The 17123-nt window shown below is 53.0% G+C and carries 11 protein-coding genes; 5 read left to right on the top strand and 6 right to left on the bottom strand.

From position 1 onward, the window contains the following. Positions 1-57 precede the first annotated feature (57 nt). Both ACR3ZL_RS22960 and ACR3ZL_RS22955 read left to right on the top strand, forming a co-directional pair. On the top strand, positions 58-2055 hold the full coding sequence (locus ACR3ZL_RS22960; RefSeq protein ID WP_486172993.1) for a sensor histidine kinase: 1998 nt from the start codon (positions 58-60) through the stop codon (positions 2053-2055). Then, positions 2052-2744 (top strand): response regulator, encoded by a 693-nt coding sequence (locus tag ACR3ZL_RS22955; protein WP_473650765.1) that lies wholly within the window; start codon positions 2052-2054, stop codon positions 2742-2744. Before ACR3ZL_RS22960 ends, ACR3ZL_RS22955 begins: the two co-directional genes overlap by 4 nt. A 106-nt stretch (positions 2745-2850) precedes the next feature. On the opposite strand, the gene ACR3ZL_RS22950 is transcribed toward ACR3ZL_RS22955, so the two are convergent. From ACR3ZL_RS22950 to ACR3ZL_RS22935, 4 genes are all read right to left on the bottom strand, one after another. Next, on the bottom strand, positions 2851-3303 hold the full coding sequence (locus tag ACR3ZL_RS22950; RefSeq protein ID WP_473650766.1) for a hypothetical protein: 453 nt from the start codon (positions 3301-3303) through the stop codon (positions 2851-2853). A gap of 168 nt (positions 3304-3471) precedes the next feature. Further along, on the bottom strand, positions 3472-5835 hold the full coding sequence (gene fliD, locus ACR3ZL_RS22945; protein ID WP_473650767.1) for a flagellar filament capping protein FliD: 2364 nt from the start codon (positions 5833-5835) through the stop codon (positions 3472-3474). Between the two features lie 372 nt (positions 5836-6207). Then, positions 6208-6540, bottom strand: coding sequence for a hypothetical protein (locus ACR3ZL_RS22940; protein ID WP_486173606.1), 333 nt, complete (start codon positions 6538-6540; stop codon positions 6208-6210). 101 nt (positions 6541-6641) lie between these two features. Next, complete coding sequence (locus ACR3ZL_RS22935; RefSeq protein ID WP_473650769.1) at positions 6642-7172, bottom strand: hypothetical protein; 531 nt, start codon at positions 7170-7172, stop codon at positions 6642-6644. Between the two features lie 319 nt (positions 7173-7491). On the opposite strand from ACR3ZL_RS22935, the gene ACR3ZL_RS22930 reads away from it, so the two are divergent. The 3 genes from ACR3ZL_RS22930 (at position 7492) to glgB (ending at position 14122) form a co-directional block, all read left to right on the top strand. Continuing rightward, entirely contained in the window at positions 7492-9966 is a 2475-nt protein-coding gene (locus ACR3ZL_RS22930; protein ID WP_486172992.1) for a DNA gyrase/topoisomerase IV subunit A, read from the top strand. A gap of 161 nt (positions 9967-10127) precedes the next feature. Continuing rightward, positions 10128-12044, top strand: coding sequence for a DNA gyrase/topoisomerase IV subunit B (locus tag ACR3ZL_RS22925; RefSeq protein ID WP_473650770.1), 1917 nt, complete (start codon positions 10128-10130; stop codon positions 12042-12044). An 86-nt stretch (positions 12045-12130) separates the two neighbouring features. Beyond that, positions 12131-14122 carry a 1,4-alpha-glucan branching protein GlgB gene (gene glgB, locus ACR3ZL_RS22920; RefSeq protein ID WP_473650771.1) on the top strand — a complete coding sequence of 664 codons (1992 nt, stop codon included), beginning with the start codon at positions 12131-12133 and terminating at the stop codon, positions 14120-14122. A 206-nt stretch (positions 14123-14328) separates the two neighbouring features. On the opposite strand, the gene ACR3ZL_RS22915 is transcribed toward glgB, so the two are convergent. Together ACR3ZL_RS22915 and ACR3ZL_RS22910 are read right to left on the bottom strand one after the other, a co-directional pair. Beyond that, on the bottom strand, positions 14329-15711 hold the full coding sequence (locus tag ACR3ZL_RS22915; RefSeq protein WP_473650772.1) for a sigma-54-dependent transcriptional regulator: 1383 nt from the start codon (positions 15709-15711) through the stop codon (positions 14329-14331). 6 nt (positions 15712-15717) lie between these two features. Next, positions 15718-16941, bottom strand: a complete 1224-nt coding sequence (locus tag ACR3ZL_RS22910) for a two-component system sensor histidine kinase NtrB (RefSeq protein ID WP_473650773.1) — start codon at positions 16939-16941, stop codon at positions 15718-15720. Positions 16942-17123 lie beyond the last annotated feature (182 nt).

The following is a 17123-nucleotide window of genomic DNA, read 5'->3' as shown; positions in this document are numbered from 1 at the left end:
TTATCGTGTCATGCACGTGCAAGATCTGCAGCGAATTCTAATTGGTCTTCATTTGATATGAATGTAAATCTCTGGCCAATCGTGATGCTGGTTCTTTGGTTGGGAGGCGGTGCGCATGCATTCGCATTGCCACCGGAGGATGCAGCCGAATATCAGCTTTTCACATTGCCTCAACTTGAACGCCGTTTAATCGAAATCGACTCCGATGTGAAAACGCTTCCAGCCAATAGTCTGCGTGGCGGTGCAGGGGCGATCGGCTTTCGGTCACCCTCCTACTCTACAAGTAGTCACCACTTGTGGATCAAGATTCAACTCGCTCAAGAAACATTGATTGACCAAGTCGTGCTGGTGCCGACTATATGGCGTGACGCAGCATTAGGTTTTATCGCAGATGGCTTTCCCCGCGAATTTACGATCACGATCGGTCAGGACGACGATACCGAAGGTTCGGTTGTCGCAACCTACACCCTTGACGATGAATTGCTGCCACGTGTGGCTCCTCTTGTGATCGACGTGACTAATCCCGTACCAGGTTCTTGGGTTCGCTTGGATGTATACACGCTGACTCCACGCGTTTGGGATGGGCGATTCAACTTGCAACTTTCGGAAATCTTGGTGTTCAGTCAGGAAGAGAACGTTGCTTTGCATCAAAAGGTCATGGTTTCCGAAGACGCTTACACGACCGTTGAGTCTTTGCAAAAACACTATCTTGTTGATGGTTTCTTGCCATACCTCATGGATTCCGCAACCGGCGACCAGAGTATCGCCTTCTTGTGTTCTCTTGAGGATGGCAAGGAACTCGAATTAGTTATCGATCTCGAATCGCATCACCTGGTCGATCGGATTCATTTTCACGGACCAGACATCAGCGATACTGTTCCTCAGTCTCGTTCAGCTGGGTATGGCATTCCGCGCCGAGTAAAGGTCTACGCATCGGATTCCGCCGACTTCGCAGACTCCGTAATTCTATGTGACCTTAAACTTGATACGGTGTTCGATGTTGCTCCAATCATGGTCGAACGGTTTCCGAAAACTCGATGCCGGTACATCAAAGTGTTGGGAAGTGACCCGATCCGAAGCAGTCCAGCGAATGGGTCGCAAACTGATATCGGTTTCGCTGAAATTGAAGTTTTCGCTGGCGGTGTCAACGTCGCGTTTGAAAAATCAATACAGCTGAATGTCGAAAAGCCTAGTGACGGACGAGAGCTTTCTGCGATCACGGATGGTTGTAATTTCTATGGCGAAATACTGCCAATGCGGGACTGGTTAACCGACTTGGCCAGACGTCATGACTTGGAAACAGAACGTCCCAAAATCTCTGAAGAGCTCAAGCGACGTTATGCTCAGCAAGCATCCAATCTACAGAACATGACTTGGTTGGCTGTGATTCTTGGCGTGGGGATTGGGGTGACGTGGCTAATCAGCCGTATTGTTCAACTGCGAAAACTCAACGAAATAAAGGAGCGTTTTGCGGCGGATTTGCACGACGAACTCGGGGCCAATCTGCACACCATCGGATTGCTGAGTGATCTTGCTGATGATGCGAAGACCGAACCAGAGAATCTATCGATTTTCCTTCAGCAAATTCGCGGCGTCACCGAACGAACCGGTGTTGCAATGCGCAACTGCACTGAAATGCAAAATGTCAGTGAGCTCTATTCGGGTTTCTATACGGACATGAACCGTGCGGCTGAGCGTATTGTTGTTAATCTCGATCACGATTTAGTAGTTGAAGGTGAAAACTATCTCAATCTCCTTAAACCCCGCACGAGATTCGATTTGTTTCTGTTCTATAAAGAGTGCCTTGTCAACATTTGCCGCCACTCAGGAGCGACTCAGTTGGAAACTCGATTGACGGGAGATGCGAACCAGATCGATCTTCGCATTTGCGATAACGGTCGTGGTCTTTCCGGGTCAGCGATCACGGATGTGCCTTCATCTCTTAAGCGGCGTGCAAAATTGTTAGGTGCACGAATTACGTTAAATATTCCTGAAGGTGGAGGGACATGTATTCATCTTAAGTTGCGCTGTCGACGTTGGAGGTGGCTGCCATGAATAACCCTGCTAGTGAATCTCCGCTGATTCGGGTGATGATTGTTGAAGACCATCCCGAGTACCGGGAGGTTGTCGAGATTGCGTTGCGGAGAGAGCCTGACTTCCAATTGATTGGCACCTACGGTGCTGTTGAGGTGGCTCAACGAAGCCTGCAAAATCGGGATGAGAGAAACATGCCCGATGTGATCTTGTTGGACTTGAATCTGCCGGGCATGAGTGGACTTGATGGCATTCCAGAGTTCGCGTCGCTCTTTCCAGACGCCAAAATCATCGTTCTGACTCAATCGCAACAGGAAGCCGATGTGATTCAAGCCATCAACTTGGGAGCGTCGGGCTACCTAGTGAAATCAGCAACCGTCACGCAAATTAAGGATAGCATTCGTAGTGTCGCCAGGGGCGAAGCGATGCTCGATACGCGTATCGCAAAATACGTCCTAGATACACTGCGGTCGGTGCTTCCGAAAGATAAGATCGAAAGTGCGTTAACACCTCGTGAACTTGAAGTTTTGTGTTTGCTTGCGGAAGGAATGACGAAAAAGGAAATTGCGAATTCACTGCGAGTCAGCACCAGTACAATTAGCACACACGCGGTGCACTTGTTTGAAAAGTTGCAGGTCCCTAATGCTCCTGCCGCGATTGCAAAAGCGTTCCGTACCGGTCTAATTCGCTCCAATTCAGATCGTCAGTGATGACGTCAACTTGGAAACCGATCAGGGAAATGCGAGTTGTTCCCGCGTGTTTCCAAAGAGGGTGATGCGATTTGCGGCTAGCTTAACGAAGCTGAGATGCTTGTTGTTAAAACGGTTTCGCCGGTTCAGTTTGGGGCTCGTCGGGAATCACTCGTAGCTCGTAACCATTGTGCGATTTTTCTTTAATCGCCTTCAGTGTTCTTGCTAACGCAATTCGATCACGTCGTGTTGGCTCAAAAGACCTTGAGATGATCTTGCTTGGACGGTTTTCGCCTGGCTTGTACAACGCGATGCGAAGTCGACCATCGCTGGCGTGTTCCTTGCTGCTGCCGAGATAGAATTGACGCCACTGGGCCGAATCCATGTCGAACGCGGTCAAGAGATACCGTGAACGATGGGTTAACGGACGCCGCAGGTATTCTTCGGGGGTCAGAGGTTGAGAGATTAGGTCGCGAACTTCACGAATCTGCACGCGGCGGCGGCGGAACGTGGTGCGGCTTTCAACTTGCGTGGATTCAGGATAGGTGAGCTCGATTTGGGTGTCAGGTGCGTACATCATTTTCTCCGATTGGTGCGAACAAACGACCAAAGCTTCTACTTTGATTATTCGTCGCAACTTGGACACGTCTGGTCCAAATGCAGAGAGCGTGGGCGATACGCGGAGGATAGGTAAAGCCGTGAGGGCAATTCCCGCCAATGTTTTGCCGTCAAAACCGGCAAACTGACCCTAACTGAATCCGATGTACTCAATGCCTGACGCGTACGATTGATTCGTCTGAATCTTGGCGATGGCTTCTTCCATCGCATAATAGCTTTGAAGCAACCGCTCACGCTGTGCTTCCAAACTCACGTTCATCGAGGTGACACGTTCGTCGTTACGTTCGAGTTGGTTGCTGAGTGTGATCGTTTTGTTGATCAGCATGCTGTTGTCGGCACCGGCGTAGCGGTCCGCTAGGTCACTCAGCTTTCCAACCAGCCCAATGTTCTCGTCGGTATCCGGATCGGTGCGATTGAAGAAGTCGGCAACCCCTTCGGAGTCTTCTTCGATTGCTTCTCGAAGTTTGGTTTCATCGACTTGCATTAAGCCGTTTTCATCTAGCCGCACCCCGACTTGTCCCAACGACTTCACGCTTCCTCCGTAAAGAGGGCTTGTTAGAAGACGGGAATATCCGTTTTGAATTCGAAGGGTTTCGGTCGAACCGAATAGTAACCCGACTTCGCTGCTTTCCGCGTTGTAGTAGGTCGCGTCGGCAATCAACTCTTGTAGTTTGTTGTACTGAGTAGCGAATCGCGTGATGGCGGAAACGATCTGAGCAGGATCGTCATCCACACTGATGCTGATAGGATCGGAAGAGACTTCCTTAACGGTCAAGTTCAGGCCGGTTACGGAGTCTTCGAAAACGCCGTCGCTGGAACTTAAGAAACGGGCGGTTCCGCCATCGCTTGATAGCGAGATCACCGCGTCTTGGCCTTTCGACACGGTGCGAAGATTCAGATCGAGACCATCGGTGTTGATGCCGATGCGTCCGGCTTCACCAGCCTTGCTGGAACGAATCTGCAGCGAGTAAGTGCCGTCGTCGTTTGCCAACACGGAAGCATTGGAATAACGCCCAGACTCGTTCAGTTTTTCGACAATCGATTCAAGCGTATCGTCGGCTTCGATTTCAATCGTTAGGGAGTCGCTACCCGCTAGGACGCCTTCCGTCGCGGTGCCAGCAATCCCTAGATTTGCGGCGACCGTTCCGGTGCCGGTATCGCTGACTTTCAGCGACAGTGAGCCGCCAGCGTTGTCGACGATTTGAATGCCGTCACCGGCTTCATTTAGCGAAGCGGTCACATCGATCGACAAACCGTTGATCTTGTCGATCAAGTCGCCAACGGTTTCGATAGCGTCGGCCGTGATGTTGATCGCACCGGTGTTTCCGTCGCTATCACGAATCGTGAAGCTACCTGTTCCGACACCAATGCCTTGATTGAGTGCACTCAGTTCGGTGTCAACGGTGACCGTTTGTAGGTTGAGGTCTTGGCCGTTGATGATTCCCGAATCGGTGGAAGTCTCGATTCCAAGTTTGGCAGCAGTGTCGTCGCTGCTTGAGACTTCGAAGCTGTTCTCGCCAGCGGAAACGTCTCGCAATCGAATGCCGTTTCCCGCATCGCTGATCCGAGCGATCAGGTCGAGCCCGGACGCATTGATCGTGTCGATGATCTCGCCCAGCGAAGTGGCGGACGATACATCGATCGTGGCGCTGGTGCCATCGGATAGTGTGATGTCAAAGTTGGTCAGATCGTTTAGGCCTGCGCCGCCGTTAAGCTGTGACAGGGCGGCCCCGCTGAGAGCGTTGGTGCCCTCGGGAAGATCAATTGATTTGCCGTCGACTGTCGAGGAGGCTTCGTCGATTCCCCACAACCCGAGATCGGCAGCGGTCTCGGCAGTTCCAAGTTGTTCGACCTTCAGGTTTGAAATCGTTTGACCGGTTTTGTCGATCAGTCGAATTTTGCCGTCTTGAGTCGTCGCTTGGATGTCGACATCGGCGTCATTGATCGCTTGCAACACATCGTCGATGGTGCGAGCGGAGTTTAGGTTCACTTCGGCGGTCTGACCGCTACGGTCGGTCAAGCGAATTGAACCGGCTTGGACACCAAGCCCATCGTTGAGACTTGATAGGCTGACTTCGTTGTCCACGAATCCACTGGCCTGGATCGTGATACTTCCCGTCAGGCCTAAGGCTTCATCAACGGCCGAGAAACGTTGTGCGGATTGGATATTGTGGGTTGCCGCGGTTTGCAGCGTGTTAACCAAGTGTTCGCCGGAAACGGGATTGTCGCCGGACTCGACCGAAACGGCTGCGTCGTTGGACGAGACGGTTGACTTGCTGGTGAACAAACCAGCGGTACCGATAGCGTTGCCGGCGAGCTGCACACCGATAATGGTCGCAGTCAACGAGGCGATCTGTTCCTGCTGTGACTGAATTTCGCTGGACTTTGCCAGCAGCCGGTCACGCGGCTGCGCACTGATCGCGACTAGCTGATCAACGGTCCCGACAATGTCGGTACCGGTAACGAGTCCGATGGAAGATTGTAAACGGCCCATTAGGCATCGTCAGATTGAATGCAGGAGCTGAAATCTCGCGAAATTGCGAACAGGTTGCAAGTCGCTATCTCCTTATCGGCGATGTCCCTCTTGTTTGGCCAACCAATTCCACTGGCCGTTTGATTGTTGCGTCCACGATCCGAGCTCGCTTGAAGGGAATTACTTGGCGGAATGACTTTTTAGTCAAATTTGCCTAGCGCCCGAGGAGCCAAGACCAGAATCGCAACGATCAGATAAGAGCTTGCATGGAAAACCTAGGTGCGCCCCGGCATTCATGTCGCTACAAAAACAAAAAACGTCACTCCTGGCTGGCGGGCCAGAAATGACGAATGTGACTTGAACGATTATGTCGATTCTATGGCGATCTTGGGATTACCAAGGGCCACGAACGTAGTAGACGCCGAACTGGTCAGTGTGGCTGGGCCAGTTCGGAGTGGGGTAGAACTGACCGGGACGGGCAGCACCGGGTGAGGATGCGTTGCGGCCGTACTGGTGATAGATCGGGTGGTTCAGGTTTTGGCTGACGCCCCACGAGTAGGTTTGCCGCATGTGGGCGGTGGGGGGGACGACCAAAGCAAGCGGCTGGCCGTAGCTTTGGTTGTAGTAATTTCCGTGCCAGGGGCGATTTTGAGCGTAGTTTAGGTTCCACACGTGCGTCATGCCGTAAATGTCGCTGGCACCGGCACTGGGGGTGTCGGTCGACATTGAGTGACCAGCAGCGATCACAACCAGGCAAACCAGAATTTTTCGAATCATGACAGTGGTTTCGCTAAAGGCACTTAGGTGGACGGGACGTGAAGCCGCGACTATCGCGGGATACGCAGGACGTTCCAGTATAGATTACTGACCGCGGAGTGGACGGGACGGGTGCTGTACTTAACGGCAGTCCGGTTCGTTCCACGACCGTTGTCATAGTAGTTATGGAACGTGTCCTTGTGGGGGTAAAGCATGTGGTGTGGGTAGAAAGGCTGATACGTCAACGACGTATGGCCCACGTTGGCCGGTACAGGCACCGGTGACACATACATTTGTGCGTTGGCCGAGTTGGCTCCGCCCTGGGTGTAGAAGTTGTAGAACAGATCCGGCTGTCCGTACTGGCGATTGACGACTCCGGCACCGCCTGCACCTTCGACATATTCGCCGCCGCTGTAGGATTCGCCCACCACTTCGTCGCTGACGACTTCAGAGCTAACGATTCGCTCGCCGCCGTGATGGCCACCAAATGCATAGGCGGACGCACCACCCATCAAGATTGTGGCCGATGCAGCTAGTGCAATTGCAACGCCGTGTGATCTTTGGGAAAAACGCCCATCGGATAGTTGGAATAGACGGTTCATTTGTGCGTTCCTCCGTGAACGACCGCCCGAGAATTGCTTCCCGGGTAGAATTGCTTCTCAGGTTTTAAATACTTCTTTGGTAACTTTCGGCGCTCGCAAGCCGATAGGATCAACTTCGAGACCCTTCCCGCGACAATCCGAACTACGGTCGCATCCCGCACGTCCGGGGCAAGTTGTCCTGTCGTCAGAGTGGATGCGAGGCGTTAGGGTTTCGCTAGCGGTCCCAGTGTGGCTATAACCCCCATTCTGAAGCGCCGGGTCTGAAACGATGCGGGCCGCATGACTCAACTTCCAGAATTCGCATTAGGAACCCCCTGGCGTGGCGAAACGTCGATCTTCTGCTAACGGACAAACTGGCAAATCCACCAACGGGCGTGCCTCGGGCGGTCGCTCGAAGTCAGGACGTGGAAATTCCGGCCAAATTGATGAATCGCTCTTGAAGGAGATCGAAAACATCCCGTTGCGGCTGGCCGCCCAAGATCGTTATTTGAACTACTCGTTGTCGGTGATCACGTCGCGAGCACTTCCGGACGTGCGTGATGGGTTCAAACCGGTTCAGCGGCGAATCCTCTACACGATGATGCAACAGCGGCTCGACGCCAGCGCCAAGCACAGTAAGTGTGCGAAGGTCGTCGGCGACGTAATGGGTAAGTATCACCCACACGGTGACAGTTCGATTTACGAGGCACTCGTGCGGATGTCCCAGGCATTCTCGTTACGGATGCCGATGATCGACGGTAGCGGCAACTTCGGCAGTATCGATGGAGATAACGCGGCGGCGATGCGGTATACGGAATGCCGCATGACGCCCATCGCCTCGGAAGTCCTTCGTGATCTTGCGACTCGAACGGTGGCGTTTAAGCAAAACTACGACGGTACCAGAGAAGAACCTGTTGTGTTGCCGTCGCGGGTCCCGAACCTATTGGTCAACGGTGCAACAGGGATCGCCGTCGGGATGGCGACCAACATCCCGCCGCACAACCTGAAAGAGGTTTGCAAGGCACTGCTGAAGTTGTTGAGCGACCCTGAGATCAAGGATTACCAACTGGTCGCTGGGGACGCCATTCAAGCACCGGATTTCCCCACTGGCGGACAGATTGTCAACTCGAAAGAGGAGCTGCGGGAAATCTACGCCACCGGTTCCGGTACTATCAAATTGCGAGGCGTCGCCACAGTTGCCGAAAAGAGCAAGAACGGTGACGTCTTGCGAATCACCGAGATTCCCTTCGGTGTGAACAAGGCGTTGATGGTGGAACGGATTGCTGAGCTGGTCTACAGCAATAAGCTGCCGCTGGTCGAAGAGGTACGCGATCTATCCAGCGAAGACATCCGAGTCGACCTGCTGTTGAAAAAGAACGCCGACGCCGACAAGGTGCTCGCGTATCTTTACAAGAACACACCGCTGCAGACGAACTTCAACGTCAACTTGACGTGTCTGACGCCCACCGAGAATCCGGAAGTAGGAGCTCCCCGTCGGCTTAGTCTGAAGGAAATCCTGTGGTACTTCTTGCACTTCCGCTTGGATGTCCTGACGGCGCGGTTGACCAATGAACTGAATTCGCTGCTCAAGCGGATCCATATCCTTGAAGGCTTCGCGTTGATCTTTGACGCGTTGGACACGATCATCAAGATTATCCGCAACAGCGATGGCAAAGCCGACGCAGCGGACAAGATCATGAAGAAGTTTCCGGCCGATAAGGGGGGGCTTGATGCGGAACAGACCGACGCGATTCTAGAGCTGAAGCTTTACCGGTTGGCTCGGCTGGAAATCAATCTGATTCTTGATGAGTTAAAAGCGAAACGTAAGCGAGTTAAGGAAATTCAGAAGTTGCTCGCGGACGATCGCGAAGACTATCTGTCGTCGGGACGTTGGAAGCTGATTCGCGAAGAGCTCACGTCGATGTTGAACGAATACGGCAGTGACGTGGCGGGGCGGCGACGTAGCCAGATCATCACGCAAGCCGAAGAGATCGAGATCACCGAAGAAGATTTCATCGTCGCGGAAAATTGCCATGTCCTGGTAACGGTCGATGGTTGGGTGAAACGCCAGAAGCAAATCGCTGACCCATCAAAGAGTCGCTTACGCCAAGGCGACCAAGTGCTCGCTTGTGTGGCCGGCAATACTCGCGAGACGATCGCGTTTTTCAGTTCACTTGGCGTTTGCTATACCGCTCGAATGCAGGATTTGCCAGCGTCGACTGGATTCGGCGAGCCGATACAAAAACTGTTCAAGTTCAAAGACGGTGAACGGATTATCGCCGCGATGTCGATGGATCCCCGCATCATCGGCAATATCACGGAAGACCCGAAGGGGAACTACTATCCCGAAACGCATGCACTGGCTGCATCGAGTGACGGCTACGCATTGCGATTTGGCTTGCAATCCTTTGCCGAACCGTCGACTCGCGCCGGTCGGCGATTCTCGCGTGTCAAAGCCGGGGCCGCTATTGTCGATGTCGTTCCGGTTCATGGAACCGAAACGATCCTGGCGGTATCCGCTGATTGTCGGGGCATGGTTTGTCCCGTTGACGAAATCAACTACCTGTCTGGTGCGGGCAAGGGAGTCTTGCTGATGAAGTTGGCGACAACGGACCGTTTGCTCGGCTTCAAACCGTCTACCGGCGATCGTGATTTGCTGACGGTGGTAACCAACCGGGGCGCCAAGAAAACGATCTCCACCGCGAAGTACCGTGTTACCTCACGCGGCGGTCGCGGGATTGAATTGCAAAAGAATGGCAAGATTGCCGAGATCGTTGAAAATTCGGTCGAGGCTCCGACCCTGTTTGATGAATAAACGCTCGCGATCTGGCTGTCGAGTTTACTGACCTCGGCATGGGATCGAACGAGCTTGAACGCGGGACTTCAATGACGATGAAGCCCCGCGTTGGAAGGTTGTGCTGAACGGCCAGCTTTCAATTTTGATTTGAATTTCCTTTTCATCCAATCACTAATTCAATGTCATCTACAACGACCGGCAACTACAACGCAAAAGACATTGTCGCGCTCGAAGGACTCGACCCAGTTCGCAAGCGACCGGGCATGTATATCGGCGGCGTGAACTCCGCTGGTTTGCATCACCTGATTTGGGAAATCGTTGACAACAGTGTCGATGAGGCGATGAATGGTCACGCAACTGAGATTTCGGTCACCCTGCATAAAGACCAGCAAACGATCACCGTTAGCGACAATGGCCGGGGGATTCCGGTCGACAAACACCCCAAGACCAAAAAGCCCGCACTTGAAATGGTGCTGACCGTGCTGCACGCGGGAGGCAAATTCGAAGGGGCGAACTATAAAACAGCCGGCGGTTTGCACGGGGTCGGTGCTTCGGTTGTTAATGCGCTTTCCAAGGAATTGGTCGCCGTGGTGCGGCGTGGCGGCGCTCAGTACCGGATGTCGTTCGAACGAGGAATCGCGACCAGTAAACTGCAGAAATTGCGTGGTGCGGTTCGTGGCACAGGGACCACGATTACGTTCAAACCTGATCCAACGATCTTTCCAAAGACGACTTTCAATAGCGACACAATTCGAGCTCGCTTGGAAACCGCGTCGTTTCTTCACCGTGGCGTCAAGGTGATTTACAACGATGAAGTGGCGGGGAAGAAAGAAACGTTTTTGCACGAGAATGGGATTGTTGATTACTTAGGCAAAGTAATTAAGGAACGGGGGGCTCGCACGATTCACGATACACCGTTCACCCACCGCGTTGACGACAATGAGCGGTTGGAGGTGACGTTGCAGTGGACCGAGTCGACCGACGAACATGTGCGTTCGTACGTCAACGGTATCCCGACCGCAAACGGTGGTTCTCACGAGAACGGATTTCGGGCTGGTCTGGTTAAAGCGACCCGTAACTACATCGACACTCACGACCTGACGCCACGTGGCGTGAAGATCACACATGAAGATATTCGCGAGGGGTTGATAGCGATTGTTTCCATCTTCATTGCCGAGCCACAGTTTCAGGGCCAAACGAAAGATCGTTTGAACAACCCGGAAGCTCACGGCATGGTTGAGACGCATGTTCGTTCGTCGATGGAACAGTGGCTTAACAACAATCCATCTATCGCCGACGGCGTGATCGCTCGCGTGATCGCCGCGGCGCGTGCCCGTGCGGCATCGCGTGCCGCTAGCGAAGCGGTTTCTCGAAAGGGCGGATCGAAGCGGACCTTGTTGCCAGGGAAACTCAGCGATTGCGTTTCCGGTGGACGAGGTAAGTCCGAATTGTTCATCGTCGAAGGTGACTCGGCCGGTGGTAGTGCGAAGCAAGGTCGCGACCGAAACTTCCAAGCTATCCTGCCGTTACGCGGGAAAGTGCTCAACACTGAGTCAGCCACGCTGAAGAAAATCTTGGACAACAAAGAAATCCAGGACATGATTTCGTCGTTGGGATGTGGCATCGGTCCCAATCTCAATCTGGCCGATCTGCGTTACGACCGCATCATCTTGTTAGCTGATGCGGATTCTGACGGGCATCACATCACAACCCTGTTGCTGACGTTTTTCTATCGGCACATGCCAGCATTGATTGCCGATGGGCGACTTTTTATTGCGGTGCCACCGCTGTACCGAATTGATATTGGCAAAGAGACGTTCTGGGCGGCTGACGAGGCTGATCGTGAACGTATTTTGGCCGAGCACACGGGGCGTGCTGTCCCTGAAATCACACGTTTTAAAGGTCTTGGCGAGATGATGCCGAAGGTGCTTTGGAACACGACACTGGATCCGACCAAACGCCGTATGTTGAAGGTCGAGATTGACGACCAAATCGAAACGGACAAGACGATCAGCGATTTGATGGGACGCGATGCTTCGGCACGCTTCCACTTCATCATGGATCGGGCTGAGGATGCGGAGGAAATTGACGTTTAGTCGGCCAACGGTAGATATCTCACAGCGAAAAAGCTAACTTGCAGGAACAGCTTACCCTTAGCCTTTACCTCAAGTGGAATGTCACCATGTCGAAGCGTCCTGAGCCACAAAAGTCGCAAGAGTCCGCTGCCGTTGGTTCGCCGCAGAGGACGGTGATCCGCCCAACAGTATCAACGCCCGCGCCCAAGCAGGCCGCGGTGCCAGCAGAGGTTTCCAAACCGGTCGGTCAGGAACGCTATCACGGGTTAGGAGCACACCTGGAAACCCGCGACGGTGTCTCCGGAGCCCGTTTCGCCGTTTGGGCTCCCAATGCGACCGAAGTGTGCGTGCTAACGGACGGGAATGGGTGGCAACACGGCAGTGACTGGTTGCACGGGAGCGATTCCGGCGTGTGGACTGGGTTTATACCAGGTGCAACAGTTGGTACACGGTACAAGTACAGCTTGAGAACCAAGGAAGGCAATCTGCTGGATAAAGCGGATCCTTACGCTTTCGCTGCCGAGCTTCCACCGGCGACCGCATCGATCATCCATAATCTGGATGAATACGAATGGAAAGACAAAGACTGGATGCATCGCCGCGGCCAGGTCAATTGGATGAAGCAGCCGGTTTCGGTTTATGAGGTTCAACTGGCTTCATGGAAGCGACCTTGGGATGGGCGGCGGTACCACTCGTATCGTGAATTGGCTCACATGTTGGTCGATTACGTGCGTGAGCTTGGATACACGCATATCGAATTGATGCCGATCACGGAGTACCCGTTTGATGGATCATGGGGATATCAAGTTACCAGCTACTTTGCCCCGACAAGCCGTTTCGGTGGCCCTGACGAATTCCGTTATTTCGTTGACTATTGTCACCAGAATAACGTCGGTGTCATCATCGACTGGGTTCCTGCACACTTCCCCTACGATGATCATGGCTTGGCTCGTTTTGATGGGACTGGATTGTTCGAGCACTCGGATCCGAAACAAGGATTCCACCCAGATTGGAACACCCACATCTTCAACTACGGGCGTCACGAGGTCCGTGAGTTCCTGCACGCGAGTGCACGGTTTTGGTTGAAGGAATACCACATCGATGGACTACGAGTTGATGCAGTGGCATCGATGCTCTACCTAGACTATTCACGCGACGACGGTGAATGGATTCCTAACCAATTCGGTGGGAACGAGAACCTCGAGGCGATCGAATTTTTGAAGCAATTCAACACGCATCTCCACGCGGACTTCCCAGGTGCGATGACAATCGCCGAAGAATCCACTTCGTTCGGCGGCGTTTCCCGACCGGTTTATGATGGCGGTTTGGGCTTTGGTTACAAGTGGGACATGGGGTGGATGCATGACACCCTGGAATACCTCAAACGCGACCCGATTTATCGCAAGTATCACCAAGACGAATTGGCGTTTCGGTCCGTTTACCAGTTCACTGAAAACTTCATGTTACCGCTCTCGCACGATGAAGTTGTCCATGGAAAAGGCTCGCTGCTTAGTCGGATGCCGGGCGATCATTGGCAACGATTTGCAAACCTAAGGTTGTTGTACGGCTATCAGTACGCTTGTCCGGGCAAAAAGCTGCTCTTCATGGGGTGCGAATTTGGCCAGTCATCGGAGTGGAATGCGGATAGCCAGTTGGATTGGTCGCTATTGCAGTTCGATGTGCACGATGGAGTTAAGAAGTTCATTGGCGATCTAAACCGTGTGTACAAGGATTATTCCGCGTTGCATGAATTGGACTGCGAACCGGCTGGCTTTTCTTGGATTGCGGCGGATGATGCCGAGAAGAGCATCTTCACGTTTTGCCGATTGGACAGCAGCGGACAGCACGTCGTCGTTGTATTGAACTTCACACCTGCGCCGCACAGCGGTTATCGAATTGGCGTGCCGACGGGTGGTGAGTACACCGAGATCCTGAACAGTGATTCGAAGCTTTATGGCGGCAGCAATGTTGGCAACTTAGGTGGCCAGACTGCTGAAAAGGTGAAAAGCCATGGACGCGACTTCAGTCTGATGCTGAATCTTCCACCGCTGGGATGCATCATGTTGGCGGCGAAATCCAAGACAAAAGCAACGACGTAGTCGAAGCTAGTGCTTCATCCATATTCAACTTTGGGGTGTAGTGGGCGAGGCGACGAGCCCGTCTGGTTGGTGAGTTGATGGGATTCGTCGCCTCATCCACTACGATCAACCCCAAAATGAAATGTAGCCGAAGCACTAGTGAGCTGATTTGTTTGGAATCCGCAATCCTTCAAGACGCGGGGGCGACTTGAAACGTATTGCCGACGCTACTTGCGATAGTCGTTGGCGTTGATGTTATGACGTTTTAGAAGTTTGTTCATTCCCTGGCGTGATAGCCCCGCTTGGCGGGAAGCGCTGGCGATTACACCGGCATGCTTGGTCAGCAGGCTGGCCAGATAGGCTTGGTCCGCCCGGTCGAGTGCTTCGTCGCGAGAGACTTCGGTTAATTCGATGCTGGAGTGTTTCGCTTCTGGGTCACGCAACGTCGGCGGTAGGTCGCTAACCTGGATTAAGTCACCGCTGGCCAGCGTGATGGAACGCTCGACGACGTTTCGTAGTTCGCGGATGTTTCCGGGCCACGGGTAGCGACGGAAGCAGTCCAATGTTTCCGATGAAAATCCTGCAATGGTCGAGTCGGTCGGTTTCAAACGCTGCAAAAACGAATCGGCTAGCAATAGCACATCGTCGCCTCGCTGGCGAAGCGGGGGCAATTCAATGTGAATTACGGCGAGGCGATAAAATAGGTCTTGGCGGAAGTGCCCCGCATCGACCTCCGCTTGCAAGTCGCGGTTGGTAGCACAGATAAAGCGAGTGTCGACCTTGACCAATTGGCTGTCGCCGACCGGCGTGAATGTTTGGTCTTGAATCACGCGTAGAAGTTTCGCTTGGGATGACGCCGGTAGCTCACCCAGTTCATCAAAAAATGCCGTTCCCTTGTCACATGCTCGTAGCAAACCGGCTTGATCCTGGACCGCGCTGGTAAACGCTCCTTTGACGTGTCCGAACAAGACCGATTCAAATAGGGACTCGGGAATCGCTGTGCAATCGATGATTTGAATTGCATGGTCACGCCGCGGGCTGTGCCGATGTATCGCTCGAGCAATCACTTCTTTTCCCGTTCCACTTTCACCCGTAATCAGCACGTTTGAGTTGCTTGCCGCCACTCGGTCGACAATGTCCAGCAGCTCCAGCATCGGTTGGCTTTTGCCAACAACCTCAGGGAACTTTTCGTGTAGCCCCGTGTCCGGTGATGGAGCCTCTTCAGTCCGAACGACAGATTTGGGTTGGCGCAGCGCTCGTTCAACGGCAGCTAACAGTTCTTCGAACTTAACAGGTTTCAATAGGTAGTCCGCGATTCCCAAACGCACACTTTCAATCGCCGAGTGAATCGATGGGACGCCGGTAACGATGATCATGGGGATGTGCGAGTACTTGGACCGGCCTTCACGAAGCAATTCGAGTCGAAGGTTGCCGGGCATATTCAAATCCGACAGGATCAGGTCAAACGAGTTCTCTTTCAGCACACCGATGGCATCGTCGGCATCTTCAACGCACACACATTCATAGCCTTCGTCTCGCAAAAGCTCAGCGGTGGTGTCGCGATAGAGTGGTTCGTCGTCGGCGATCAAAATTCGTTTGATAGAATTCATTCAGTGCTAACTCGTGAGGTGTGATTCGTGGTGACTTGTCAATTGACGTGGCAGTCGTACGATGAACTGAGTGCCGATTCCCGGATCGCTTGTTGCATCAATGGTCCCTTTCATCGCTTCGATGATGCTGCGCGAGACTGACAATCCCAGGCCCATTCCCTGACCAATCGTTTCCATCTTGGTACTGAAAAATGGATCGAAAATCTTGCCCATCACGGATTTGGAAATCCCATGCCCATGATCTGACACGACGACAAGCAATTCTTCGAGCCGAGTCGTGACGGAGATTGTCACATGTTGGCCAGGCCGTGAAGCTTGAATCGCATTGCGGACCAGATTAAGCAGTACCTGTTTCAATTCCCCGGATCGCAATAGGACTTCATTTTCATCCAGTTCGCCTGAACAAGCGAGCGACACGTACTCTGATTGCACCTCGATTTTACATCTTTGAGATAGCGGATGGGTCAACGTAATAACCTCGGCGACCAATTTACGAACTGAAAACCGTGTCGCTTCCTGTTGGCTTGGGCGGTAAAGTTGGTACATCTGGTGAGTGATGCCGCTGATCCGTTCGATTTCTTCATCGATCAATTTCAGCTTGTCGTAGTGTTTGACATTGCTGGGTAGATGGCGTTTGAACAACGTGAACGCATTGCGAATTCCGGCAAGCGGGTTGTTGATCTCGTGTGCGACTCCCGCGGCGAGTTCGCCAAGTGCAGCCAGCTTTTCCATTTTCAGGCGATGCTTTTCCAGTTTCGCGATCTGGGCAGTTCGTTCTTGAACTAATTGTTCGAGATGCTCGTTTTGCAGAAAAAGTTGTTCACGCAATTGCTGAATTTCCGAGACGTCCCGCATACTGGCTCTTACCCCCAGTGAACGACCGTCGTCGTCAACCATAGGTTGCCATGAAACCGCGACCCAACACTTGGTGCCATTGCGGTGCACTGCTTGGAACTCAACGTTGTTTTGGGTGCTTCCTGAGCAAGCTTCATCGAAGCAGTGGGCGATTCTCTTTCGATCATCCGGGGCCACTAAAGGCAAAGGGTAGTTGTCCATTGCCAAGCATTCTTGCGGAGTGTACCCCGTGAATCGTTGGACCGCTTCGTTCACCCAGAGAACATCGCCTTCTCGGGATAGCCAGCTTTCCCAGTCATAGGTGAAGCCCGCGATCAAACGGAAGTACTCGTTAGGGATCGGTGCTCCACGGCGGAGCGTTGGTAAAGAATTCATGGCAATATTTTAACTCACTTGGTTCACAGAATTGCAAACCGACATCGAAACTTGGCGATCGGTAGCGTGTGGCGTCAACGCAGGTTGTCGGTTGGTAAGCGGAGTTGACGCTAGAATGAAGGAATCGTTCAAACGCTTGCAATGCAATACTTTGAAATGATTGGCCCGCGTCTTGCTATGCA

The organism is Rhodopirellula sp. J20-39, from assembly GCF_057365095.1.
This window is presented reverse-complemented; position numbering and strand designations above follow the sequence as displayed.

Coding starts and splice junctions, on each gene's coding strand:
- ACR3ZL_RS22935 (WP_473650769.1), bottom strand. CDS start 7,172: ATGAACCGTCTATTCCAACTATCCGATGGGCGTTTTTCCCAAAGATCA.
- ACR3ZL_RS22955 (WP_473650765.1), top strand. CDS start 2,052: ATGAATAACCCTGCTAGTGAATCTCCGCTGATTCGGGTGATGATTGTT.
- ACR3ZL_RS22940 (WP_486173606.1), bottom strand. CDS start 6,540: ATGTCGACCGACACCCCCAGTGCCGGTGCCAGCGACATTTACGGCATG.
- ACR3ZL_RS22910 (WP_473650773.1), bottom strand. CDS start 16,941: ATGAATTCTTTACCAACGCTCCGCCGTGGAGCACCGATCCCTAACGAG.
- ACR3ZL_RS22915 (WP_473650772.1), bottom strand. CDS start 15,711: ATGAATTCTATCAAACGAATTTTGATCGCCGACGACGAACCACTCTAT.
- ACR3ZL_RS22950 (WP_473650766.1), bottom strand. CDS start 3,303: ATGATGTACGCACCTGACACCCAAATCGAGCTCACCTATCCTGAATCC.
- glgB (WP_473650771.1), top strand. CDS start 12,131: ATGTCGAAGCGTCCTGAGCCACAAAAGTCGCAAGAGTCCGCTGCCGTT.
- fliD (WP_473650767.1), bottom strand. CDS start 5,835: ATGGGCCGTTTACAATCTTCCATCGGACTCGTTACCGGTACCGACATT.
- ACR3ZL_RS22925 (WP_473650770.1), top strand. CDS start 10,128: ATGTCATCTACAACGACCGGCAACTACAACGCAAAAGACATTGTCGCG.
- ACR3ZL_RS22960 (WP_486172993.1), top strand. CDS start 58: ATGAATGTAAATCTCTGGCCAATCGTGATGCTGGTTCTTTGGTTGGGA.